This is a genomic window from Halorubrum sp. LN27 (assembly GCF_016635065.1).
Lineage (GTDB): Archaea > Halobacteriota > Halobacteria > Halobacteriales > Haloferacaceae > Halorubrum > Halorubrum salipaludis.
The window spans coordinates 609,729-633,500 of record NZ_JAEPET010000001.1; the positions used below are offsets into that span (position 1 = coordinate 609,729).

Sequence of the window (23,772 nt, forward strand, 5' to 3'; positions counted from 1 at the left end):
ATCCGTCACGTCCCTCCGTTCGCTATGAACTGCCGGCGGTGTGGGACCCCGCTCCGCAAGCCCGGGGACTACTGTCTCACCTGTAACACCGCCAACGCCGACGCCGTCGTCGTCGAGTTCGAGGCGGACCGCGCCCGGCTCGCGATGCTCGACGAGGACGAGGTCGTCGGCGAGACGACCGTGACCACCCGTCCCGAGAGCGACGAGCAGCTGACCGAGATCCAGCTCCGCAACTTCGCCGGGCGTGTCGCGGACGAGATCCGTCGGAAACGACCCGACACCGTCTACGCCGCCGGCGCCCGGGAGCCGCTCCGGGAGACGCGCGCGCAGGTCCACCACGAGTTCTACCGGGTCCCCGACGCGGAGGCGGGGGACGGAGGCGGAAACGGGGAGTCCGCCGACGGGCGCGACGGCGAGGGGCGCGACGAGAGCCCCGTCGTCTCGTGGGTGCTCGACCGCCGCGGCGACCGAGCCCTCGAGGTCGTCGAGACGCCCCCCCGCGAGAAGATCGGCGGGTCGCACTCGACACTCATCGGCGACCGCAAGGGCCGGAAGGCGGTCAGCACGGTCGCGCAACACCCGCACGTCAAGAAGATCGTCCCCGGGCCGATCGACGCCGGCGGCACCGGCTCCCGGACGGGACTGCGCGCGAAGGCGACGCGAGCGGGCACGAACGGGAACGTCCGGCTCCTCCTGCGGGACGGCTCCAGCGTGCAGGAGAACCGGATCGTCACCACAGCGATGGACCGCGAGACCGGCGAGCGCGTCCGCGAGGACCTCAACGAGGCGCTGCGGGACGCGGAGCTGCAGGACTGACGAGTCCGGACGCAGAACGGCGACGGTCGGCCACGCCGATTCCCGGTAGGTATTTCCGCCGCCGCGCGCGATCGCTTATAAATGCTGAGCGACGTGATGGAGGACTACCTGAAGGCGATCTACGTCCTCCAGTCGGAGCGGGGGCCGCCGGTCTCGACGTCGGCGATCGCGGAGTACCTCGACAAGACCTCTCCGTCGGTCACCGACATGCTGGGCAAGCTGGAGGACCGCGGGCTCGTCGAGCGCGAGCCGTACCGCGGCGCGGAGCTGACCGCGGAGGGCGAGGCGGTCGCCTTGGAGATCGTCCGTCACCACCGGCTGCTGGAGGCGTTCCTCGCCGAGCGGCTCGACTACGACTGGAGCGAGGTCCACGAGGAGGCCGACGCCCTCGAACACCACATCTCCGAGGCGTTCGAGCGCCGCGTGGCGGAGGCGCTCGGCGACCCCGCCGTCGACCCCCACGGCGACCCGATCCCGAGCGCGGACCTCGAACCGGTCGACGAAGGGAGCGGCGCGCGGCTCGCGGACCGCGAGGAGGGCGACCGGGTGGTCGTCGCGCGCGTCTCCGACCGCGACGAGGAGGAGCTGGAGTACCTCGCCGACGCCGGGATCACGCCGGGCACCGAGATCGAGGTCGTCGACATCGCCCCGTTCGGGATGGTGACCGTGGCGACGCCGACGGGCGAGCAGAGTCTCCCGGCCGAGATCGCCGGCTCGATCCGGGTCGAGGACGCGGGCTGAGAGGCGGACCGACCCCGACGCCGACACCGGCGCCGACATCCGACGCTGACATCCGACGCCGACACCCGGCGCCGACCGCCCACATTCGCTCATCGATGCTGGTTCTCCGCCCGTGAGGATCACCCTTCGTTCGCGAGGCTTTTCACGAAAACGGCCCTCCCGAACGGTGTGAGTCTCCTCGTAACGCTCGGCGCCGGCGTCGTCTTCGGGCTGGCGCTCGCGGCGCCGCCCGGACCGATGAACGCCGTGATCGCCGAGGAGGCGGTGCTCCGCGGTCGCCTCGCCGGCTTCCGCGCCGGCCTCGGCGCCGCGACCGCCGACGCGATCTTCTTCGTCCTCGCGTACCTCGGCGTCGTCGCGGTCGTGGAGTCGTTCCCGCTGTTGCGGGGCGCCATGATCGCGGTCGGCGGCGTCCTGATGCTGTACTTCGCCGTCGGCGCGGCGCGGGGCGCCCGCGCGTCGTTCCGCCCCACCTCTGGCGACGAGCCCATCGTCGCGGAGGGGAAGGGGTTCCGCAAGGCGCTGGTGCTCGCGCTGACGAACCCGTACCAGGTGCTGTTCTGGCTGACGGTCGGCGTCGGCCTCCTCCGGCCGGGCGAGCTCGACGTGCTCGCCCGGCTCCCCGTCGTCGGCGCGGACCTCGCAGGGACCTTCGTCGTCGCCACCGGCTCGCCCGCGCTCATCGGCGGGTTCTTCCTCGGCGTGCTGGTCTGGGTCGCCGGGTTCCCGACCGGGCTCGTCGCCGCCGAGCGCCGGATCGAGACGTTCGCGCCGATCGTCGCCGTCGGCTCCGCGGTCGTGCTCGCCGGGTTCGGCGTCTACTTCCTCTACGACGCGGCGACCACGCTGGCGGCGCTCGGCGCGTAGCGGGGCGAGAGACAGGCCTCCGCGACCGCGACCACCGACACGGGCGACGGCCGCGCCGACCGGCATGGACAACGTCGCCGCCCAGCATGGACAACGTCGCCGACCGGCATGGACAACGGCTTTCACCCGCGGGCGCGACCGCCCGGTATGTTCGAGAAGACCACGTGGATCAAGCTCCCGCGGAACGTGCTCGTGGGCCACGGCGTCCTCGACGACCTCGGCGAGGCGGTCGGCGAGCTCTACCTCACGGGGCGACCGCTGATCGTGACGAGCCCGACGCCCAACGACATCGCCGGCGACCGGGTGCGCGCGCAGTTCGACGACCCCGCGACCGCCGTCGTCGAGGAGGCCTCCTTCGAGGCGGTCGAGGAGCTCACCGAGACCGCGGAGGCGGTCGACCCCGGCTACCTGATCGCCCTCGGCGGCGGGAAGCCGATCGACATCGCGAAGATGGCCGCCGACCACCTCGGCGTCGGCTTCGTCTCCGTCCCCACGGTCGCCTCCCACGACGGGATCGTCTCGGGGCGCTCGTCGATCCCCGAGGGCGACACGCGCCACTCGGTCGCGGCCGACCCGCCGCTGGCGGTCGTCGCGGACACGACGCTGATCGCGGAGGCCCCGTGGCGGCTCACCACCGCGGGCTGTGCCGACATCATCTCGAACTACACCGCGGTGAAGGACTGGCGGCTCGCGCGCCGGCTGCGTAACGTCGAGTACAGCGAGTACGCGGGCGCGCTCTCGGAGATGACCGCGGAGCTGCTCGTCGAGAACGCCGATATGATCCGACCCGGCTTAGAGGAGTCGGCGTGGGTCGTCGTGAAGGCGCTCGTCTCCTCCGGCGTCGCGATGTCGATCGCGGGCTCCTCGCGGCCCGCCTCCGGCGCGGAACACCTCATCTCCCACCAGCTCGACCGGACCGCGCCGGGGCGGGCGCTCCACGGCCACCAGGTCGGCGTCGCCTCGATCATGACCGAGTACCTCCACAGCGGCGAGAACGGGGAGTGGAGCGCGATCCGCGACGCCCTCGCCGAGCTGGACGCCCCGACGACCGCCGCGGAGCTCGGCATCGACGACGCCGAGCTGATCGCCGCCCTCACGAGCGCCCACGAGATCCGCGACCGGTACACGATCTTACAGGGCGGGATCAACGAGGCGGCCGCGATCGAGGTCGCGACCGCGACGGGCGTCATCGACGGCTGACCCGGATCGCGACCGAACGGGTCCGCCGACGGCCGGCGACCCGTTCCGCGCTCGAAAGCGAGTTAACGGTCCCGCGACAACTCCGCGTATGTCCACCGCCAGCGTTCGCGACCGGGCCAAGGAACGGGCCGGCGCGCTCACCCTGCTCCTCACCGTCGTCGGCTACGGCGCCGTCGGCGGCGTGTTCCTCGTCCCCCAGTTCCAGGCGCTGTTTCCCGAGCTGACGCGGAGCACCGTCGACCTGCTCGCGCACGCCATCGCCGCCGTCAACACCGTCGCGATCGGTACCCTCTCGCTCGGCTGGTACTGGATCCGCAACGGCGAGGTGAAGAAGCACGCGGCCGCGATGACGACCTCGTTCGCCCTCATCCTCGTGTTCCTCGGGCTGTACCTGCCGAAGGTCGCCGGCGGCGGGACGCGGGAGTTCGTCCTCGACTCCGCCTACGCGTGGGTTCCCCTGTGGGAGCCGATCTACCCCGCGTACCTCCTCATGCTCGCGGTCCACATCGTCCTCTCCGTCGTCGCCGTGCCGGTCGTCCTCTACGCGGTCGTCCTCGGGCTCACGCACTCGGAGGCGGAGCTCCGGAACGAGACCCCGCACCGCCGGGTCGGCCGGATCGCGGCGAGCGCGTGGCTCCTCTCGCTCGTGCTCGGCGTCGTCACCTACCTGATGTTGAACCACGCGTACGACTCGACGTTCGCGGCCGCCGAGGCCGCGGCGGTCCTCCTTCCGACTGCTCCCGTCCTGTAGCCGGCGCGTCTCGGCGGCGTCGACGCGCCGGATCCGGCCCCGTCCGCCGCCACCGAAACGTTTGACCGGCGTCCCGGCCACCCACAGGCATGACCGACTGGATCGGCGACGTCTTCACGAGCGACGCCGGCTGGGACCACCTCGAATCACTCGTCGACGTCGGCGACCGCATGGCCGGCTCGGCCGGCGAGCGCGCCGGACTCGAACTGACCCGCGACGCGCTGACCGACGCCGGCGCGCGCGGCGCGCGGATCGAGGAGTTCGAGATACAGGGGTGGGAGCGCGGCGACAGCGAGATCCGACGCGGCGGCGAGGCCGTCGCGAGCGGCCAAAACGCCTGTATCGCGCTCCCCCGGAGCCCGAGCGCCGAGGCGACCGGCGAGTTCGTCGACCTGGGGTACGGCGTCCCCGAGGACTTCGACGGGGACCTGACGGGCAAGGTCGTGATGGTCTCGTCGGACACCCCCGACTCCGTCGACCGGTTCATCCACCGCCGCGAGAAGTACTACCACGCCGTCGAAGCCGGCGCCGCCGCCTTCGTCTTCGCGAACCACGTCGAGGGGACGCTGCCGCCGACCGGGAGCGTCGGCACCGCGGACGCGCCGATCGGCGGGATCCCGGCGGTGGGCGTCTCGAAGGAGACCGGCGCGCGCCTCGCGCGTCGGCGCGAGGGGGAGGAACTCACGGTCGCCGTCGACTGCGAGACGCCCGACGCGACGAGCGGGAACGCGGTCGCCGACCTCGGCCCCGACACCGACGAGTACCTCGTCGTCTCCTGTCACGTCGACGCCCACGACCTCGCCGAGGGCGCGATGGACAACGGCGCCGGCACCGCGACGCTCGTCGAGGTCGCGAACGCCCTGGCGGCCCGCGAAGACGAGCTCGACACGCGAGTGCGGTTCGTCGGCTTCGGCGCCGAGGAGGTCGGCCTCGTCGGCTCCTCCGAGTTCGCCGCGAGCGTCGACCCCGACCGCGTCAAGGCCGTCGTCAACGTCGACAGCAACGTGTTCGGTCGCACGCTGAAGCTCGACCATCACGGGTTCGACGCGCTGGCGGCGGCCGGCGAGCGCGTGAGCGACAGGTTCGACCACCCGATCGCGCTCGGCGAGGAGCTGGTCCCCCACAGCGACCACTGGCCGTTCGTCGAGCGCGGGATCCCCGGCTACATGGTCTCCGGGAAGACGGAGGGGCGCGGCCGGGGGTGGGGACACACCGGCGCGGACACGCTCGACAAGCTGGAGTCGCGGAACCTCCGCGAGCAGGCGATCCTGCTGACCGAGCTGGTCGTCGACCTCGCCGGCGACGACGTCTCGACCGCGCGGCGGCCCGCCGACGAGATCGCGGCCGCGCTCGAGCGGGAGGGGAAGGCGACGGGGATGAAGATCACCGGCGACTGGCCGTTCTAGCCCCACTCGCTCGCCGCGAACCGGGAGGTTTTCACGCGCGCCGGCCGCAGTCCCGGACATGGAAGCGTCGGAACGCCGCGTCGCCGTCGTCGGCGACGACGAGCGCGCGTCGGAGCTCCGAGACGCCGTCCGAGACGCCGGAGGGCGGCTCGCGGCCGCCGCGAGCGCCGAGGCGACGCTCCTCGTGGCGGTCGGCGACGAGGCGATCCGAGACGCGGTCGTCGCGGCGCCGGGCGGGACGGTGGTCCCGGTCGCCGACCGCCGGCTCGCGTTCGACCGCGACGGCGCGGTCGACGCCCTCAGCGGGCTCCTCGGGGAGTCGGAGACCGGAGCGCCCGTCGGGCGCGTCACGCATCCGGTCCTCGGCGTCGAGGGCGCGGGGGTCGCGTCGGGCAGGGCCGCGTTCGACGTCGCCCTCGTCACCGACGAGCCGGCGCGGATCTCGGAGTTCGCGGTCGCGTTCTCCCGCGGCCGGGACGAGTCGGTCCGCGCCGACGGCGTCGTCGTCGCGACGCCCTTGGGGAGCGACGGATATGCGAACGCGGTCGGCGCCCCCCTCGTGGAGCCCGGCGGCGGACTCTCGGTCGCGCCGATCGCACCGTTCAGCACCCGGACGGACGCGTGGATCGCGGGGGATCGGGTGGAGATCACGGTCGAACGGGAGAGCGAACCGATCGGGCTCGTGATCGACGGGGAGCGACGCGGGACCGTCGATCCGCACCGTCCGATCGCGATTGAGGCGGTCGACCGGGTCGCGTTCGCGGTGCCGAGGGGGCGTCGCGAGCGCGACGATCGGAAACACTCTAATAAGTCGTGACCGGAAGTGTCGGTATGGACCCACTGCAGTTCCTCGTTCCGCTCGGCTGGCTGTCCGACGTCGGACCGATGCTGCCGTACGCGATACTCGTGATGGCGGTCGCGAACCTCGCGACGCGACACATCGCGCACCGGCACCACGTCGAACAGGGGAGCGACGGCGACAGCGTCGAGCCGTACGCGCCGCACGCGTTCACGAACATCGGGCTGCTGCTCCTGTCGTTCCTGTTCGTCCTCGACTCCCCCGTCAGCGGGACGATCCTCGCCGTGATCGTGATCACGATGCTGATCGCCGACCTGTTCGAGCTGGAGGCGCGCAACGTCGAGGCGCGCAACGACATGCCGATCGAGGCCCCCAAGAGCTCGATCGCCGCGTCGCTGCTCGTGTTGGTGTACGCCGCCTACTACGCGCTGTTCTTCCTCGTCTCGGGGATCTGGAACCAGTTCGTCGTCGCGTAGGGCGACCGCGAACCGACGAATCCGGTTCCGGCCGACGGTCGTCGATTGGGAACGCGGAGGCGCTTCGAAGTCCGGAGCGGGCGTTCCGTTTCTCCTGTAGTAGTACGAGAGCCGCGGTGATCGATAGCGGGAGTGGGTATTGCAGATCGGTGGCGGCAAGGCCATATTTAAGCGAACAGTGAGCGACGGCGACGATTACTTATAAAGAACCGTGCGGTGGCGTCGCCGGCGGCTCCGCCGCCGGCTGCAAGCGAGAGCTGTGCTCTCGCCCTGCGTGCCTGCGAGCGGCCGACAGGCCGCGAGTCAGCACGCGCGAGGGACGCGGCGACCGAAGGGAGCCGCGAGGCTGGGGAGGCGTGAGGTGCGGTGCTGTGCAGGGCGGGACTCAAATAGGCAGCCGTGAGGCGGGCGCAGGTGCCGCAAGGACCGCAACGAGGGAGCTAGCGACCGAGTGAGGGCCGCAGCGAGCGTGCGCCCGTCTCACGGCTGGGGCTTTGTAGACCCTCCTCGGAGCGTCGTCATTCACGTATAAACGGCCGACACTAACACGGTCGTGTTAACTTAAGCATCGGTTCCAGCAGACGGCGAAGGCTCGGAGCCATGATTCTGCCGCCGTCGGCTCCGCATTTCTAAACGTATTTGAAAACGAAGAGGTTCGTCGTTTTACTTCTCGAAAGACACGTTCGACGGCGTTTCGATTTCCATGACGAGTGATTTGAAATCGAAGTGAGGTTCGTGAGAGTGCAGCTGTGAGATGTCCGCCAGCATCAACGAGAAATAGCGCATCGTCAACGTGGTGCTTCTCTCTGAGATCGCGGAGAAACACCAGCGTGAATTGTTGATTTTGAACGGGGAATACATCAACGTGGAGGAATTCGTTTGTGCGAGGATCTACAGCAGCATACAGCCAGTATCTGTCCGAATCGATCTGAATCGCAGTCTCATCAACCGCAACGCGATTCGGGCTTGCACCGTCAACTGGCTGTAGATCGGCCTTTTGAATCCAGTTGTGAATTGCTGTTCGACTCCGCTCGACACCCAACCTTTCAAGATACTGTTTTGTATTCGAAAGTGATAGTCCGGCAAGGTGGAGTTGAATACCGGTTTCAATGATCTCGTGGGGTGTCCGCTCACGCTCCACAAAGTCCAAGTCGATCCATCCTGTACAGCCGTCGAGGCGGTTGGATTCGGACATAGAGCATTCGAAACACCGACCGCCTCGTTCTTAACTTAACATCGCCGCTTCCCGCCGCCGCAACCGTTTTTGCCCCGTCGCGCCTCGAAGCGTCCAATGACACGCCTCCGGTTCGCCCTGTTGAACGCCGCCCACGACGGCGCGAACACCCGGCGGAACTTCCGGCGGGAGCTCGACGCCGACCTCGTCGAGTTCTCGGCCAGCGACGGTCACCTCCCCGACCACACCGAGTTCGACGGCGTCGTGGTCACCGGATCGCGCTCGTCCGTCTACTGGGACGAGGAGTGGATCCCGCCGCTCGTCGACTACGTCGCGGAGGCCGCGGCGGCCGGGCTCCCGGTGCTCGGCGTCTGTTACGGCCACCAGGTTGTCGCCGAGGCGCTCGGCGGGCGCGTCGCCGGAATGGACGAGTTCGAGATCGGGTACAACGAGGTGCGTCGCCGCGGCGACGACGACCTGTTCGCGGGGATCGACGAGGAGTTCACCGTCTTCACGACCCACGGCGACGCGGTCGTGGAACTCCCGCCGAACGCGACCCTCCTCGCCGAGAACGAGCACGGGGTCCACGCGTTCCGCGACGGCCACTGCTGGGGCGTCCAGTTCCATCCCGAGTACGACCTCGAGACCGCGCGGGAGGTCACGGAGGGGAAACGCGACCGCCTCGGCGACGCCCGCGTCGACGCGGTGCTGTCCGAGATCACGCCCGAGGCCTACGACGCCGCCTGCGAGGCGAAACCCCTCTTCGACAACTTCGTCGCGTACGCCCGAGGGCTGCGAGCGGACCGGGAGGCGGTCGCGGCGGCCGACGACTGATCCGACGCCGGTCCGTGTGTCGACGGGAGCACCTCGCGTCGACGACAGCTACTTGCTTCGGGAGCGCGTGCGAACCGACATGATACTCCGCCGGGTCGGCACGCTGTTCGACCGCGTCCGCGCGGAGCTCCACCGCTCGTTCACCGAGGAGTACTCGTCCCGCGAGACCGCCGGGAGCTTCTCGCTTGGGGTGTTCATCACGATGCTGCCGACGCTCGGGACGGGGCTGCTCGCGTTCGTCGTGCTCGCGTGGGCGTTCGAGCGGATCAACCGGATCGCGATGTTCGCGTCCGTGATCGTGTTCAACCCGGTCGTGAAGTGGGGGGTGTACGGGACCAGCTTCACGCTCGGAACATTTATTTTGGGTCCCGTGCCGGGTGTGAGCCCCTCGTCGGTGTCGCTCGCCGCGGGCCCGGCGATCGTGACGCGGCTCGTCATCGGTAACCTGATCCTCGCGTGCGTCGCCGCCGGGGTCAGCTACGTCGCCGCACACCGCGCCGTCGCGGCGTACGAACGCCGGGAGCTCGGCGTCGTCAGCGCGGTGACGGGGACGGTCGGCGACGACGGCCCGGCCGACGATTCCGAGTAATCCGGCGGCTCGCCCGGGGAAACGCCCCCGATCGGCGACGACACGGACGCGGTGGGAACCCCGTCGTCCGTGTCGAACACGCTTATACGGTTCCCGCCCGGACTCACGGTATGAACGTAGTACCGGACACCAGTGCGGTCGTGGACGGCCGCGTGTCCGAACGCGTCGAGGACGGGACCTACGCGGCGGCGACGGTGCTTGTCCCGGAGGCGGTCGTCGGCGAGCTGGAGTCGCAGGCCAACGACGGGCTCGAATCGGGCTGGGACGGGCTGAGCGAGCTCAAACGGCTCGCGGACCTCGCCGACGAGGGGACGATCGAGCTGGAGTACGTCGGCGAGCGCGCCGACGGCGACGCCCGCTCGCACGCCCACGAGGGCGACGTGGACGCGCTGATCCGCGACATCGCCGCCGACCGGGACGCCACGCTCCTCTCCAGCGACATCGTGCAGGCGGAGGTCGCCCGCGCGAAGGGGATCGACGTCGAGTACGTCGAGCCGGTCGCCCGCGGCGTCGTCGACGAGCTGCCGATCCAGCACCTGTTCACCGACGAGACGATGTCGGTCCACCTCAAGACGGGGACGAAGCCGAAGGCGAAGCGCGGGGCACTCGGCGAGATGCGGTACGAGGTCATCGACGACGAGGAGACGAGCGAGGAGCAGATGGACGAGTGGGCCACCGCGATCGTCGACCTGGCGCGCCAGTCCAACGAGGGGTTCATCGAGCTCTCCGACGACGGGATGGAGATCGTCCAGTTCCGCAACTACCGGATCGCGGTCGCGCGACCCCCGTTCGCGGACGGGATCGAGATCACGGCCGTCCGACCGATCGCCAAGACGACGCTCGACGACTACGAGTTCGCCGACGAGCTGCGCGAGCGCTTCCTCGAGCGGAAACGCGGCGTGCTCATCTCCGGCTCGCCCGGCGCCGGGAAGTCGACGTTCGCGCAGGCGGTCGCGGAGTTCCTCAACGACAGCGACTACGCGGTCAAGACGATGGAGAAGCCCCGCGACCTGCAGGTCGGCCCGGAGATCACGCAGTACGGCGCGCTCGGCGGCGAGATGGAGAACACGGCCGACTCCCTCCTCTTAGTCCGCCCCGACTACACCATCTACGACGAGGTCCGGAAGACGAACGACTTCGAGGTGTTCTCGGACATGCGCATGGCCGGCGTCGGGATGGTCGGCGTCGTCCACGCCTCCCGCGCCATCGACGCGCTCCAGCGCCTCGTCGGCCGGGTCGAGCTCGGGATGATCCCCCAGATCGTCGACACCGTCGTTTACATCGAGGCCGGCGAGGTCCACACCGTCTACGACGTGACCACGGAGGTGAAGGTTCCCGCGGGGCTCACCGCCGAGGACCTCGCGCGCCCGGTGATCCAGGTGTCGAACTTCGAGACGGGCCGGCCGGAGTACGAGATCTACACGTTCAACCGGCAGGTCGTCACGGTCCCGCTCAACGAGGACGGCGGCGAGGCCGAGTCGGAGACGGGCGTCGGTCGGATCGCCAAACAGGAGATCGAACGCGAGATCAAGTCGGTCGCGCACGGCCACGTCGACGTCGAGCTCAAGGGGAACGACCAGGCGGTGGTGTACGTCTCGGAGGGCGACATCGGCACCGTCATCGGCAAGGGCGGCGGCCGCATCAGCGACATCGAGAACCGGCTCGGGATCGAGATCGACGTCCGCACCCACGACGAGAAGCCCGGCGGCCGCGGGGGCGGCTCGGGCGGCGACGGGCCCGGCGCGAACGGGCAGGGGGGCGGTCGGGGCGGGCAGGTCGGCGAGGAGCGCGGCACCGTCGTGACCCCCGAGATCACCTCCCGACACGTCGTCATCGACGTCGACGCCGGCGTCGGCGAGACGGTCGAGGTGCGCGCGGACGGCGAGTACCTCTTCACCGCCACCGTCGGCCGCGGCGGCGAGGTGCAGGTGTCCCGCGGCTCCGCGATCGCCGAGGAGCTGGAGGACGCGATCGACCGGAAGCGCACCGTGACGGTCGTGCCGGCGCGCTGACGGCGGATCGTCTCGCTGATCGGCGGCTCGCCGACCGCGGTACCGTCTCGCTGATCGGCGGCTCGCCGACCGCGGTACCGTCTCGCTGATCGTCGGGTTTCCCCCCCCTTCTCGTGGGCGATCGGCGCGGTCCGCCGCCCGACACGCGGTCAACCGCCCGACTGCGACGCCGTCGTCCGACGCGGACCGGTTCGACGATCGTCGTGCGGATTCCTCCTGAAAGATAACGCTTTTTTGGTGGTGGTCGGAATTGCACTGCATGTCAGACGAGTTAAAGCGCGGGCTCGAAGGCGTCCTCGTCGCGGAGTCGGATCTGAGCTACGTCGACGGCGAGGTCGGCAAGCTCGTGTACCGTGGGTACGACATCGAGGACCTCGCGCAGGGCGCGAGCTACGAGGAGGTGCTGTACCTCCTGTGGCACGGCTCGCTGCCGACGCGGGAGGAGCTCGACGCCTTCGCCACGGACCTGGCCGCCGAGCGCGCCGTCGACGACGACGTGCTCGACACCGTTCGGACGCTCGCCGACGCGGGCGAACGCCCGATGGCCGCCCTGCGGACCGCGGTCTCCATGCTGTCGGCGTACGAGCCCGAGTCGGACGCGGACCCCGCGGACCTCGACGCGACGCTCCGGAAGGGCCGCCGGATCACGGCGAAGATCCCCACGATTCTCGCGGCCTTCGAGCGCGCCCGGCAGGGAGAGGACCCGGTCGCACCCGACCCGGACCTGTCGCACGCCGCGAACTTCCTCTACATGCTCACCGGGACCGAGCCGGACGACGTGAGCGCCGAGACGTTCGACATGGCGCTGACGCTCCACGCCGACCACGGGCTCAACGCCTCGACGTTCACGGCGATGGTGATCGGCTCGACGATGGCCGACGTGTACTCCGGCGTCACCGGCGGGATCGGCGCGCTCTCCGGGCCGCTCCACGGCGGCGCGAACCAGGACGTGATGGAGGTGTTACAGGAGGTCGACGCTTCCGACAAGGACCCCGTCCAGTGGGTGAAAGACGCCCGCGAGGAGGGACGCCGGATCCCCGGCTTCGGCCACCGCGTCTACAAGGTGAAGGACCCGCGCGCGAAGATCCTCGAAGGGAAGCTGCGCGACCTCGCGGAGTCGTCGGGCGACACGAAGTGGCTCGACTACACCACCGCGATCGAGGAGTACCTCACCGAACAGGGGCTGCTGGACAAGGGAATCGCGCCGAACGTCGACTTCTACTCCGGCTCCGTCTACGACTCGCTGGGCATCCCGGTCGACATGTACACGCCCATCTTCGCGATGAGCCGCGCCGGCGGCTGGATCGCCCACGTCGTCGAGTACCAGGAAGACAACCGCCTCATCCGCCCGCGCGGGCGGTACACCGGCCCCGAGGACTCGGCGTTCGTTCCGGTCGACGAGCGGTGAGGCGACTCAGTCGGCCGCCTGTCCCCCGTCGACGGGGATCGTGTGGCCGGTGACGTAGGAGGCGTCCGACGAGCAGAGGAACGCGACGACCCCCGCCATCTCCTCCGGGTCGGCGATGCGGTCCATCGGCACGTCGCGCATCGCCGACGTGTCGAAGTCCGCCCGGAGCGTCCGGATCGCGGTTCGGACCAGCGCGACGGCGGCCCTGATCCGATCGCGGAGCGACGCCGGTCCGGCGCTTCCGGACCCCCCGAGGAGCCCCGACTGGATGTTCGTCCTCGTCGGCCCCGGCGCGATCGCGTTCACGCGGATCCCGCGGCTCGCGTTCTCCAGCGCGACCGACTTCGTGAGCCCGACGACGCCGTGTTTGCTGGCCGAGTAGCTGGAGAGCCCGCCCATCCCGACGAGGCCGGCCATCGAGGCGGTGTTGACGATCGCGCCGTGTCCCTGCCGTTTCATCACCGGGAGTTCCGCCTTCAGGCAGGTCCAGATCCCCTTGAGGTTCACGTCCATCAGCCGGTCCCACTGCTCCTCGGTGACTTCGGTCGTCTCGACGAAGTCGGTGAGGATGCCGGCGTTGTTGTGCGCGACGTCGAGGCTCCCGTAGGTTTCGACGGCCACGTCGACCATCCGCTCGACGGACGACGCGTCGGCCACGTCGACCTCGACGAACGCGGCGTCCCCGCCCGCGTCGGCGATCAGATCGGCGGTCTCGCGGCCGGCCTCCGCGGCGATGTCGGCGACGACGACGTTCGCTCCCTCGTCGGCGAGGCGGAGCGCCGTCGCGCGACCGATCCCGGAGCCGGCGCCCGTCACGACCGCGGTCTTCCCGGCGAACCGGTTCATAGGGTGTAGTCGTGCTCGCCGGTCTCCGACTCGAGGAAGGCGGTGAGCAGGTCGATCGTCGCGGCTACGTCGTCGCCGTCGGCGGTCTCGGTGACCGTGTGGAGGTACCGCGTCGGGATCGAGATCGCGCCGACGGGCTTCGCGCCCGCGGTGTTCTGGAACCCGGCGGTGTCAGTGCCGCCCGCGGGCAACACCTCGTGCTGGTGGTCGATCCCCGCCTCCTCGGCGACCGCAGTGAGCCGCTCGTGGACCTTCGGGCTGGTGATCACCGAGGAGTCCTTCAGCTTGACCGCGGTCCCCTCGCCGAGCTCCGTCACGGCGTCCGCCGCGTCGCCGATCTGGGGCACGTCGTTCGCGACGGTCACGTCCAAGGCGATCGCGAGGTCGGGGTCGATGTCGACGCCGAGCGCCGTCGCCCCACGGAGGCCGACCTCCTCCTGGACGGTCGCCGCGAAGTGGACCGTCACGTCCGGGTCCTCTATCCGCGCTGCGGCCTCGAGCGTCGCGAACAGACAGATCCGGTCGTCGAGCGCCTTCCCCGTGATCCGGTCGCCCATGCGGGTCGTCGTCTGGTCGAGCGTCACGAGGTCGCCGACGCCGACGAGCTCCTCGACCGCCTCGGCGTCGCGCCCCACGTCGATGTACACGTCGGCGACCTCGTCGTCCTTCTCCTTCTGCTCCTCGGTGAGCGTGTGTGGCGGGACGGAGCCGATGACGCCGGTGAGATCCTCCTCGCCGTGGACGGTGACGCGTTGCGCGCGCAGCACGCGGGCGTCGAACCCGCCGAGCGGGTCCACCTGCACGAACCCCTCGTCAGTGACGTGGCGGACCATGAAGCCGATCTCGTCCATGTGCGCCGCGACGGCGACGGAGTAGTCCGAATCGCCCTCGATCGTGGCGACGACGTTGCCCATCGCGTCGGTGCGGACGCGGTCGGCGCGGTCGGCGAACTCGCGGCGGACGATCTCGCGGACCTCGTCCTCGTACCCCGGGACGCCTCGGGCCTCGGTCAACTCGCACAGCAGGTCGTAATCGAACTCGAACGACATGGCCCTCACTCGCGACGCCACTGACAAAGTTCCGCAGGATCCGGAACGCCTCCCCGGATTCGGCGCGCCCGCTGAGAACCCTCAACGAGTTTAAGGTTGTTCCGCAACCCTTTTGCGGTCGCTCCCGGGACGTGAGAGTATGACCGACGTGAAAGCGGAACTCCGCGAACAGTTCTTAGAGGCCTTCGGCGGCGCCGACTTCCCCGTCGAGAACCAGATGGACCTGGTCCCCGCGCTCCCGAACGGCCCGGGCACGAAGTTCGAGGCCGGCGACGTGAGCTTCACCGCGATGGAGATGGCGGCGAAGCTCGGCAGCGAACAGGAGTTCCCCTACGACACCGCCGAGGAGCTCGTCGACGACATCATCGACGGGCTCGAAGCGAAGGGAATGATCTGACGCTCCGGCGCGACACCGCCTTCTCTCGAACCGTTCGTTGACCCCGCCGAGGGGTTGATACGCTCGGAGCCGTAATCCCGGCCGTGGTCGTCGAGCTCATCCGTCTCCTCCCGCCCTGGGTCGCGTTGGGCCTCGCGCTCGGCGCGGTCGCCTCCGCGCTCGTCGCGGTCGCCTTCTACCTCGGGGACCGGTACGTGGCGCCCGCTCCGAGCGGCGGCGCCGGGCGGTCCGGCCCGGGAAGCGTCGGCGGCGGACCCGGCGGCGCCGCTTCGGGGTCGGCCGGCGACGAGCGACGGCGCCGGGAGATCCGCGAGTACCTGCGCGCGATCGGCGAGCGGTTCAGCGAGGACCACGCGTTCGACGGCGTGATCGTCCCCTTCTACCTCCCCGAGCGCGAGGTCGCCATCACCTTCGACGCGCACGACTACTTCAGACTGGAGGGGGAGGGGATCTACACCGTCCTCTGTGAACACGAGATGCCCGGCCGGGGACTCGGTCGCCGGCTCCCGTTCGACGTGACCGAGCCGGAGTGGGCGACCGGCGGGCGGTCCGAGAGAGCCGGACGGTCCGGGAGGAACCGTCGGCGCGTCGGCGGCGCCGACCGCGCCGCCGACCGGATCGGCCGGGCCGCCGGCGCGGGCGGACGCGCCCCCGTGGCGGCCGCCTTCGCCGAGCTCGACGTGGCGACCGACGCCGACGCCGCCGAGGTGAAACGCGCCTATCGCGAGCGCGTCAAGGAGACCCACCCGGATCAGGGCGGCGACGAGGAGGCGTTCCGACGGGTCCGCGAGGCGTACGCGACCGCACGCAACCACGTCGGCGAGGGGGACCGCCACCGAGGACCGTCGTCCGGCTTCAGGCGGTGACCGCGCGGGAGGCGTTCGGGCCGTGAGCGGAACCGCGCTCCCGCCGTCGGCCTCCGCCGGGAGCGCCCGCCGCGGTCCGACCCGTCGCGAACGCTTTTGTTCCTCGAACGGTGTGATACGATATCGATGAACACGGAGACGGCGTGTCTGGGCTGCGGCGATCCGTTCGACTGGGACGAGGTCGTCTGCCCCGAGTGCGGCTGGGACCGGGACGAGTGGGCGGCGGGCGGCCGACACGGACTGGAGAAGGACGGCCACGGCGAGCCCGAGGAGGACGGTCGCGCTGGCGGCGGCGGGCTCGGCGGACTGGGGCCGATCCGCTGAGGCCGAGCGGGTCCGAGGGCGGGGGACGAGCCCACCGACCGCGACTCAGTCGTCGGTGCCGACCGTCCACGTCGAGGTGAACTCGTCGACGTCGCCGTCGTACGTCGCCCCGTCGGCCGCCGACTCGTCGAACGACGGCGACCCGGATCCGTCCGGGCCGTCGGGCCCGTGGCGCGCGCGATGGAGGGCGTCGCACACGGCGCCTTGCCCGCCCATGTTCACGGTCGCGAGCCGGGACCGCTTCTGTACCACGTCCAGTTGCTCCGGCGGGATCGGGCCCCCCTCCGGCGTCAGGAACAGCGTGTCGCCGGGCGCCGTCACGTGGCCGCTCGTCGTGACCCGGTCGAGGTAGTCGGCGATCGGCGCGGCGTCGACGACGACCGACAGCCCGCCGAGGTCGACGTGCGCCTCCTCCTCGACGACCGTCAGATCGGAGCGGACGAGCGAGACGATCTGTTCGGCGTCGACTCCGGCATCGAGCAGCAGCTGGACCGCCTCGCGCTGTCTGGAGACGCGGGCCTTGTCGGCGATGGCGGCTCGGACCGCCGCCACGTCACCGTCGGCGTCCGGGAACGTCTCGCCGAAGCCGTCGCGGGCGTTGACGCCCGTCGTGATCTCCTCGCCGTGCATGTGGTCGCACAGCTCGATCCGCGCCTCGTCGACCCAGTCGAGCGCCTCGACCTCGTCGCGGGCGTCGGTCGCCATCATCCACGCGAAGGCGGGCGAACACCACGCCGTCGGGAGGGTGAACCGGACCTCGACGCGATCGCCATCGATCTCGATCGCGTCGACGTAGTCGAGCTCGACGATGGAGCGGGCGAGTTCGGGATCCTCGACGCGGTCCAGTCGCTCCCTGACCGCCGGCGTCCCGCGGAGACCGTCCGCAGCGTCGCCCGTCGGCTCGTCCGCGGATTCCCTCGTCGGGTCGCCCGCGCGATCGCCCGCCGGGTCTGTGCCGCTCCCCGACATCAGTCCGCCGCGGCCCCCGCGTCGCCGCCGTAGTGATCCGCGAGGTCGAACCGCTCGGTGATGTCGTCGTCGCGGAACTGTCGTTTCTTCTCCTCGATGTCGATGTCGTACAGCTCCGCGGCGTTTTCTCCCATTATCTTTTTCATCGTCTCGACGTCGAGCTCGACGCCGTACTCGTCTTTCTGCTCGTCGGTGAGCTCCGCGTTGATGACCTGCTCGACGAGCCAGTCGGGGTTCCACAGCGCGTAGTCGGAGCCGAACAGGACCCGGTCTTCGCCGAGCCAGAAGAGGAGCTCGCCCATGATATCGCCGAACTTCCGCTCGCGGTGGGTCGACATCGCGGAGGCGACCGCGAGCCCGCCGTAGACGTTGGGCTCTTGGGCGGCGATCCAACAGAAGTCGTCGAGCCGCGGCAGTCCGACGTGGTTGACGATGAAGTTGAGTTCCGGGAACGACGAGGCGGCGTCGTCGACGTCCTTCACGTCGAACGCGTCGCGGTTGAGCGGGCGGATCGTCGGCCCCTTGTGGGCGTTGATGTTCTCGATGCCGAGCTCCGAGCACTTCTCGAGGAACTCGAAGGCGTCGTCGCTGTCGAGCCGCCACCCCTTCGACTCGTCGCGCCACTCGGCGGTGTACAGTTTCACGCCGGGGATGTCGTACTCCTCCTTGAGGTGTTCGAGGTATCGGAGCCCTTCCTCGCCGTCACGGGGGTCGAAGCTCCCGTTCAAGACGAACCGCTCGGGGTACTCCTCCGCGAGCTCGGCGTTCTGCTCGGTCGTGTTGAACCCCTCGTCGTAGAAGTCGTCGAGGTACGTCGGCTGGAAGATCGCCATGTCGGCGGCCGCGTTCCCGAACAGGTCCTCGGTCATCTTGTCGGCCCCGTAGTGCCGGTACGTGTCGATGTCCCACTGTTCCTCCTCTGGGGTGAATCCGGTGTGGTAGTCGTAGAAACACTGGAGGAACTGCTCGCCCCCCTCGTGGATGATGTTCTCCTCCCGCGCGTCCCACAGGTGGACGTGACCGTCGATGACGAATATCTCCTCGCCGTCCTTCTCGTACATACATATATGTGTGAGAATTGCTCACACATAACTATGAGGATCATTCAAGATAATTACCATTGGTAGCGTATTACACACACGAGAATACAGCGTTCGTCTCGGCGGCGCAATAGTATAACGAATGTTTATGTCGGAGCGTACGAGAGTGTGAAACACATGCAAGCCGCCAGACTCCACGAGTACACCGACGACATGAGCGAGGGCCTCGCGATCGACGAGGTCGACCGACCGACGGCGACCGGCGCGAGCGACGTGATCGTCGAGGTCGAAGGCGCGGGGTGGTGCCAGACGGACAACCACATCATCGAGGGGATGTGGGAGGAGTACGTGCCACAGGAGCTCCCCATGACGCTCGGCCACGAGAACGCCGGAACCGTCGTCGAGACGGGGGAGGACGTCGATATCGTCTCCGAGGGCGATCCCGTGATCTGCCATCCGGTCCAGACCTGCGGCACCTGTCGCCCGTGCCGGCTCGGCGAGACGATGTACTGCGAGAACGACGCGTTCAACGGGCTCACCACCGACGGCGGCTTCGCGGAGTACCTCCACACCAGCGAGCGCTCGGTGATCCCGCTCCCCTCGGGCGTCGAGCCGATCGACATCGCGCCCCACGCCGACGCCGGGATCACGGCGTATCACGCCGCGAAGAAGGCGGTCGCCGACCTGAACCCCGGCGACCACGCGGTCGTCATCGGCGTCGGCGGGCTCGGCCACATCGGGCTCCAGTGCCTCGACGCGATGAGCGCGGCCCGCATCACCGCCGTCGACCTGAAGGAGTCGGCGCTGGATCTGGCCGCGGGGTACGGCGCCGACCACCTCGTCAACCCGGGCGAGTCGGACGTTCCCGACGAGATCGAGGCGATCACCGACGGGACGGGCGCCGCACAGGTGCTCGACTTCGTCGGCGAGGACGTGACGACCGCTTACGCCCCCGACATCACCGCCGCGGGCGGCGACCACCACATCATCGGCTACGGCGGGCACGTCCACGAGCCGGCGCAGGCGCTCGTGAACGGGGAGTTCTCGTTCGTCGGAAACATCGTCGGGCGGTACGCAGAGCTCCAGGAGCTCGTCGCGCTCGTCGAGCAGGGCGACGTCGACCTCCACACGAGCCGGTACGACCTCGGCGAGGTCAACGAGGTCGCCGAGAAGCTCGAACACCGCGAGATCGACGGGCGCGCCGTCATCACGCCCTGAGCACGACACACTCGGGGCCATGGACCTCCGCCGCTGGACGCCGTTCACGTTCGTCGCGCCCGCCCGGTACGTGGACCGCGACGACCGGTGGCGCGCCTTCGACATCGAGGAGTGGTCGGAGTCGGCGTACGACTGGACGCAGGGTCCGTGGAACGGCGTCAGCGACTTCGCTAAGGAGCCGCGCGAGTGCGTCGACGCCGGACGGGGTGACTGCGAGGACTACGCCTTAGTCGCGCTCTCGTGGGCCGTCGCTCACGACCGCGACGGGGTCGGACTCGGGTTCTGTTGGGACCTCCCCTACCCGTGGCCGCGACACGTGATCGCCTTCGACGACGAGCGCGTGTACTCGTCGGGCGAGATCACCGAGGAGAGCGTCGACGAGTGGAAGGCCGACTCGAAGTACGCGTTCGTGCTCAAGCGCCGCTTGGGGTGCCCGTCGTGACCCGCTCGACGCGATCGTCCCGCAGTGACCGACCCAGTACGGTCGAACGGCGGAACGACCCTCCGTAGTTAAATATCTCGACGATGAGCCGTGACGCATGCGGATGAAAATAACTAACATGGCAGTCGCTGTCAACCACGGCCGCCGGCGACGCATGCGATCGCACGCCACCGCCCGTCCCGGCGCGTCTCGGGCGCGACCGGACGAGTCCGCTCCGCCGTGACCGACCATGCCGTCGATCAACCTCTGGGAGGCCGTCCACGTCCCGTTCGACGTCATCCGTGACGGCTATCGGAGGCTTCGGAAGGCGCTGTTCACGAAACCGCGGCCGTCCGGTGAGTACTACGTGGTCGACGGGTCCGTCGCGGAGATCGAGGCGGCCCTCGGCGAGTACAGCTTCGCCCCGAACTGGGAGTTCTCCTACCACAAACGCGGCGAGGTGATGAACCTCGCTCGCGTGGTACACGAACGCAACGCGGTCGACGGAACGACGTACCGCTGGTGGCAGACGCACCTCCGCGGCTGGCGCAACGACGACGGGCAGATCGAGCTCCACGCGCACTGGGAGCTCGAACCGACAGAGAACGGGAACCCCCACATCGACGGCGTCGGCTTCGATTTCGACCGGGGAATGGCCACGTTGCGGTCGTTCCTCGACGAGGCCGACATCGAGTACGAGACGACGACGATCGAAGCCGAGCGCTCCGACGGCTGAGGTCGGTCGGACGGTCGGCCGCCGTTCTCCGCCGCCGCGCCGGCGGCTACCGTCGGAGTCGGTCTGAGAGCGCGTAGTCCGCGGTCGCAGGCGCCCACGGAAGATTTTTATCTCTCGTGTCGAATCTACGGGATTATGGACCGCAGAGCCCTCCTCTCCGCGGTCGGCGGGTCCCTCGTCGCCCTCTCCGGATGCGTCGCGAACGACGCCGGCGCGCCCTCCTCCGCGAACGGGACCGACGCCGACGGGAATCAATCCGACGACGCCGACGGGGACACATCTGACGACGCCGACGGCCAGGCTTCGTCGCTCGCCGTCGAGCTCCGGACCGTGCCGCACGTCGTCACCGCCTACGAGCCGTCGCCGAGCCGCGGGATCGATCCGGAGCACGTCGTTCCCGAGGCCGAGATCCCGGCCGCGCTGCGCGGGCCGCTCGACGAAGCGATCGACGGTCGGTTCGAGACGGGCGATCCCGACGACGCCCTGCTGGCCGCGGTCGACGAGTTCCGCGTCTACGACCGCGGCAGGCTGAAGCCGTACGTCGAGCTGGACGGAACGCGCTACGCGTTCGATCCGACCCTCCCGACGTTCACCGCGGAACTCGCCGACGAGGCGGCCGAAGGGTACGACGAGGAGCGGGTGCTGCGCGATGCGGGGCGAACGGACGACCTCGGCTCGGCGGCGGTCGAGACGTTCGTCGACGCGCTGACGGCGTACGGACCGAACGTGGCCCGCGGAGAGTACCGTCGCTGTGACCGCCCCGAGGCCCTGGACGGGTTCCTCGAGGAGTACGACTACCTGGAGGACGGGCGCGGCGTCTCCCGGATCGAGACGAGCGTCGAGAACGAGGCCCCGCCGTACGCGATCGCGGCGCGCGAGCTGACCGAGGCGGACATGTGGGACCGGCCCGTCGTCGACGCGTCGGCCCTCGACGACGCGGTGCTGACGTTCTTTGAGCGCGCGGTGGCCTCGGACCATCGAGCCCCCGCGCTGCCGGGCGACGACCGCACCCAACGCTTCACCGACGACGTGCCGGACGCCTACGGCGATCTGGCCGCCGAGTACGACGACCCGCCTTACTACCGGATCGACGGCGTCGTGTACGACATCCGCGTCGGCGAGTCGCGGTACGACCGGCTCCCGGTGACGGTTTCGGTCGCCGCGAGCGAGGGCGCGTCCCGGGAGTTCGCGCTCTCGGTCGCGCCGGCGCCCGAGAGCGCCGACGGCGACGCCGAGGGGCCGTACACGTTCACGAGCCGGGGCGCGCTGCCGAGCGCCCTCTGGACGTTCCACGAGGGCGAGCGGGAGCGCTTAGCGATCGTCGAGACCGAGGGGATCGAGGGACCGCGGCCGAGGCGACCCGACGGACAGGCGCTGGAGTCGCTGACCGGGCACGAGGAGATGACCGCGACGTACGCGGTCCCGGAGTCGCTCCCCGCGGGGACGTACGTGAGCCGCGGGCTCTTCGGCGTCTCGTGGGGAGTTCCCGGTCAGACGCCCGACGAACACGGGTCCTATCCGTTCGAGCTGGAGATCGAGATCGCGTGACTGCGCGCCGGGGACGGCAGAGCGAACCGGCGGCCACGAGACCGCGACCGCTAACTCCTTGTGACCGCGGCCCACAGCGATCGTCCATGGACGAGAACGGTGCCGACGCCGCCGGCCCCGCGGGCGCCGCCGATTCCCCGACTGATCCGCTCGCAGACGAGGACGTCTTCCGCGTGCTCGGGCCGGACGGGAGTCCCCTGCCGGGGGCGACGGTCCCGGACCTCTCGGACGACGAGTTCCGGGCGATCTATCGCGACCTGGTCGTCACGCGCCGCTTCGACGAGCGCGCCGTCAGCCTCCAGCGACAGGGACGGATCGGGACGTACGCCCCGTGTGCGGGCCAAGAAGGCTCCGCGGTCGGGTCGACCCACGCGCTCGCGGACCGCGACCTAATCTCCTACCAGTACCGCGAGCACGGGGCGGTCGTGGTCCGGGACCTCCTCGCCGAGTACCTCCCCTACTGGATGGGCCACGAGTCGGGGACCGAGGCGATCGCCGACGGCAACGTCTTCCCCCTCAACATCGGGATCGCGGCGCACCTCCCGCACGCGGTCGGCGCCGCGTGGGCGTTCGACTACCGGGACGAGGACCGGGTCGTCGCCTGTCACTTCGGCGACGGCGCGACCAGCGAGGGCGACTTCCACGAGGCGATGAACTTCGCGGGCGTGTTCGACGCGCCGACGCTCTTCTGCTGTCACAACAACGGTTGGGCGATCTCGGTCCCCGAAACGCGCCAGACCGCGAGCGAGACGTTCGCGCAGAAGGCGGAGGCGTACGGGTTCGAGGGCGTCCGCGTCGACGGGATGGACCCCCTCGCGAGCTACGCGGTCACGCGTGCGGCGGCCGAGCGGGCGCGCGGTGACGGAAGCGCCGGGGACGGCGACGGGGCGCAGGGACAGGGGGACGCGTCGCGGCCGACCCTCATCGAGTTCGTCGAGTACCGGTTCGGCGCGCACACGACCGCGGACGACCCCTCCGCCTACCGCGACCCCGACGACGTGGACCCGTGGCGCGCGCTCGACCCCCTCGACCGCATGGAGGCGTTCCTCCGCGAGACCGGCCGGATCGACGACGAGGGCGTCGCCGCGATCCGCGAGGAGGCGGACGGGGTCGTCGCCGACGCGATCGACGTCGCGGAGTCGGTCGACCCCGATCCGAGCGACATGTTCGACTACGCGTACGCCGAGCTCCCGCCCGAGGTGCGCCGTCAGCGCGACGAGCTGCTGGCGGCCGTCGAGGAGCACGGCGAGGGGGCGTTCCGGCGCGAGGAGTAGGCCGTCCGCCT

25 protein-coding genes are annotated in these 23,772 nt (G+C 69.9%); 20 read left to right on the plus strand and 5 right to left on the minus strand.

Going from position 1 to position 23,772, the window contains the following annotated elements; translation table 11 throughout:
• Window positions 1–24: 24 nt before the first annotated feature.
• From JIN95_RS02945 to JIN95_RS02980, 8 genes are all read left to right on the plus strand, one after another.
• Window positions 25–816, plus strand: coding sequence for a DUF2103 domain-containing protein (locus tag JIN95_RS02945; RefSeq protein ID WP_200530466.1), 792 nt, complete (start codon window positions 25–27; stop codon window positions 814–816).
• Window positions 817–897: 81 nt separating this feature from the next.
• Complete coding sequence (locus tag JIN95_RS02950; protein ID WP_200530467.1) at window positions 898–1,557, plus strand: metal-dependent transcriptional regulator; 660 nt, start codon at window positions 898–900, stop codon at window positions 1,555–1,557.
• A gap of 168 nt (window positions 1,558–1,725) precedes the next feature.
• Window positions 1,726–2,424, plus strand: coding sequence for a LysE family translocator (locus JIN95_RS02955; RefSeq protein WP_095636401.1), 699 nt, complete (start codon window positions 1,726–1,728; stop codon window positions 2,422–2,424).
• 147 nt (window positions 2,425–2,571) lie between these two features.
• Window positions 2,572–3,624 carry an NAD(P)-dependent glycerol-1-phosphate dehydrogenase gene (locus tag JIN95_RS02960; RefSeq protein ID WP_095636400.1) on the plus strand — a complete coding sequence of 351 codons (1,053 nt, stop codon included), beginning with the start codon at window positions 2,572–2,574 and terminating at the stop codon, window positions 3,622–3,624.
• Between the two features lie 88 nt (window positions 3,625–3,712).
• Window positions 3,713–4,375, plus strand: a complete 663-nt coding sequence (locus JIN95_RS02965) for a DUF420 domain-containing protein (RefSeq protein WP_095636399.1) — start codon at window positions 3,713–3,715, stop codon at window positions 4,373–4,375.
• A gap of 89 nt (window positions 4,376–4,464) precedes the next feature.
• Complete coding sequence (locus JIN95_RS02970) at window positions 4,465–5,781, plus strand: M28 family peptidase (RefSeq protein WP_200530468.1); 1,317 nt, start codon at window positions 4,465–4,467, stop codon at window positions 5,779–5,781.
• A gap of 58 nt (window positions 5,782–5,839) precedes the next feature.
• A complete protein-coding gene (locus JIN95_RS02975; protein ID WP_200530469.1) occupies window positions 5,840–6,598 on the plus strand; it encodes an NAD(+)/NADH kinase in 759 nt (252 codons plus the stop codon).
• 14 nt (window positions 6,599–6,612) lie between these two features.
• A complete protein-coding gene (locus JIN95_RS02980; RefSeq protein WP_095636396.1) occupies window positions 6,613–7,056 on the plus strand; it encodes a hypothetical protein in 444 nt (147 codons plus the stop codon).
• A gap of 556 nt (window positions 7,057–7,612) precedes the next feature.
• Here JIN95_RS02980 and JIN95_RS02985 read toward each other — a convergent pair.
• Window positions 7,613–8,251 carry an IS6 family transposase gene (locus JIN95_RS02985; RefSeq protein WP_200530436.1) on the minus strand — a complete coding sequence of 213 codons (639 nt, stop codon included), beginning with the start codon at window positions 8,249–8,251 and terminating at the stop codon, window positions 7,613–7,615.
• Between the two features lie 96 nt (window positions 8,252–8,347).
• On the opposite strand from JIN95_RS02985, the gene JIN95_RS02990 reads away from it, so the two are divergent.
• The 4 genes from JIN95_RS02990 to citZ all read left to right on the plus strand — a co-directional run bounded on the left by JIN95_RS02990 (window position 8,348) and on the right by citZ (window position 13,073).
• The gene (locus tag JIN95_RS02990; protein WP_200530470.1) at window positions 8,348–9,064 is read left to right on the plus strand and encodes a type 1 glutamine amidotransferase; all 717 of its coding nucleotides are present in this window, start codon (window positions 8,348–8,350) and stop codon (window positions 9,062–9,064) included.
• A gap of 79 nt (window positions 9,065–9,143) precedes the next feature.
• Window positions 9,144–9,653 carry a DUF2062 domain-containing protein gene (locus JIN95_RS02995; RefSeq protein WP_200530471.1) on the plus strand — a complete coding sequence of 170 codons (510 nt, stop codon included), beginning with the start codon at window positions 9,144–9,146 and terminating at the stop codon, window positions 9,651–9,653.
• A 110-nt stretch (window positions 9,654–9,763) separates the two neighbouring features.
• Window positions 9,764–11,665 carry a PINc/VapC family ATPase gene (locus tag JIN95_RS03000; RefSeq protein ID WP_200530472.1) on the plus strand — a complete coding sequence of 634 codons (1,902 nt, stop codon included), beginning with the start codon at window positions 9,764–9,766 and terminating at the stop codon, window positions 11,663–11,665.
• A 259-nt stretch (window positions 11,666–11,924) separates the two neighbouring features.
• Window positions 11,925–13,073: a citrate synthase gene (gene citZ / locus JIN95_RS03005; protein ID WP_200530473.1), complete on the plus strand. Its 1,149-nt coding sequence runs from the start codon at window positions 11,925–11,927 to the stop codon at window positions 13,071–13,073.
• Between the two features lie 6 nt (window positions 13,074–13,079).
• Here the strand turns inward: citZ and JIN95_RS03010 are convergent, their stop codons facing one another.
• The gene (locus JIN95_RS03010; protein ID WP_095636457.1) at window positions 13,080–13,919 is read right to left on the minus strand and encodes an SDR family NAD(P)-dependent oxidoreductase; all 840 of its coding nucleotides are present in this window, start codon (window positions 13,917–13,919) and stop codon (window positions 13,080–13,082) included.
• The gene (locus tag JIN95_RS03015) at window positions 13,916–14,968 is read right to left on the minus strand and encodes a M42 family metallopeptidase (RefSeq protein WP_200530474.1); all 1,053 of its coding nucleotides are present in this window, start codon (window positions 14,966–14,968) and stop codon (window positions 13,916–13,918) included. Before JIN95_RS03015 ends, JIN95_RS03010 begins: the two co-directional genes overlap by 4 nt.
• Window positions 14,969–15,107: 139 nt before the next feature.
• On the opposite strand from JIN95_RS03015, the gene JIN95_RS03020 reads away from it, so the two are divergent.
• From JIN95_RS03020 to JIN95_RS03030, 3 genes are all read left to right on the plus strand, one after another.
• The gene (locus tag JIN95_RS03020; RefSeq protein ID WP_095636459.1) at window positions 15,108–15,365 is read left to right on the plus strand and encodes an MTH865 family protein; all 258 of its coding nucleotides are present in this window, start codon (window positions 15,108–15,110) and stop codon (window positions 15,363–15,365) included.
• Between the two features lie 83 nt (window positions 15,366–15,448).
• Window positions 15,449–16,231: a J domain-containing protein gene (locus tag JIN95_RS03025; protein ID WP_200530475.1), complete on the plus strand. Its 783-nt coding sequence runs from the start codon at window positions 15,449–15,451 to the stop codon at window positions 16,229–16,231.
• Between the two features lie 126 nt (window positions 16,232–16,357).
• The gene (locus JIN95_RS03030) at window positions 16,358–16,555 is read left to right on the plus strand and encodes a hypothetical protein (RefSeq protein WP_095636461.1); all 198 of its coding nucleotides are present in this window, start codon (window positions 16,358–16,360) and stop codon (window positions 16,553–16,555) included.
• Window positions 16,556–16,600: 45 nt separating this feature from the next.
• Here the strand turns inward: JIN95_RS03030 and JIN95_RS03035 are convergent, their stop codons facing one another.
• Entirely contained in the window at window positions 16,601–17,524 is a 924-nt protein-coding gene (locus JIN95_RS03035) for an iron-sulfur cluster assembly protein (protein ID WP_095636462.1), read from the minus strand.
• Window positions 17,524–18,585, minus strand: coding sequence for an amidohydrolase family protein (locus JIN95_RS03040; RefSeq protein WP_200530476.1), 1,062 nt, complete (start codon window positions 18,583–18,585; stop codon window positions 17,524–17,526). The genes JIN95_RS03035 and JIN95_RS03040 overlap by 1 nt, the downstream gene beginning before the upstream one ends.
• A gap of 156 nt (window positions 18,586–18,741) precedes the next feature.
• Between JIN95_RS03040 and JIN95_RS03045 the strand changes: the two genes are divergently transcribed.
• The 5 genes from JIN95_RS03045 to JIN95_RS03065 all read left to right on the plus strand — a co-directional run bounded on the left by JIN95_RS03045 (window position 18,742) and on the right by JIN95_RS03065 (window position 23,761).
• The gene (locus tag JIN95_RS03045; RefSeq protein WP_200530477.1) at window positions 18,742–19,782 is read left to right on the plus strand and encodes an NAD(P)-dependent alcohol dehydrogenase; all 1,041 of its coding nucleotides are present in this window, start codon (window positions 18,742–18,744) and stop codon (window positions 19,780–19,782) included.
• Window positions 19,783–19,801: 19 nt separating this feature from the next.
• The gene (locus JIN95_RS03050; RefSeq protein WP_200530478.1) at window positions 19,802–20,224 is read left to right on the plus strand and encodes a hypothetical protein; all 423 of its coding nucleotides are present in this window, start codon (window positions 19,802–19,804) and stop codon (window positions 20,222–20,224) included.
• A 229-nt stretch (window positions 20,225–20,453) separates the two neighbouring features.
• On the plus strand, window positions 20,454–20,939 hold the full coding sequence (locus JIN95_RS03055; RefSeq protein ID WP_200530479.1) for a hypothetical protein: 486 nt from the start codon (window positions 20,454–20,456) through the stop codon (window positions 20,937–20,939).
• Window positions 20,940–21,074: 135 nt separating this feature from the next.
• Window positions 21,075–22,487 (plus strand): hypothetical protein, encoded by a 1,413-nt coding sequence (locus JIN95_RS03060; protein ID WP_200530480.1) that lies wholly within the window; start codon window positions 21,075–21,077, stop codon window positions 22,485–22,487.
• Between the two features lie 86 nt (window positions 22,488–22,573).
• Entirely contained in the window at window positions 22,574–23,761 is a 1,188-nt protein-coding gene (locus tag JIN95_RS03065; RefSeq protein ID WP_200530481.1) for a thiamine pyrophosphate-dependent dehydrogenase E1 component subunit alpha, read from the plus strand.
• Window positions 23,762–23,772: the final 11 nt, after the last annotated feature.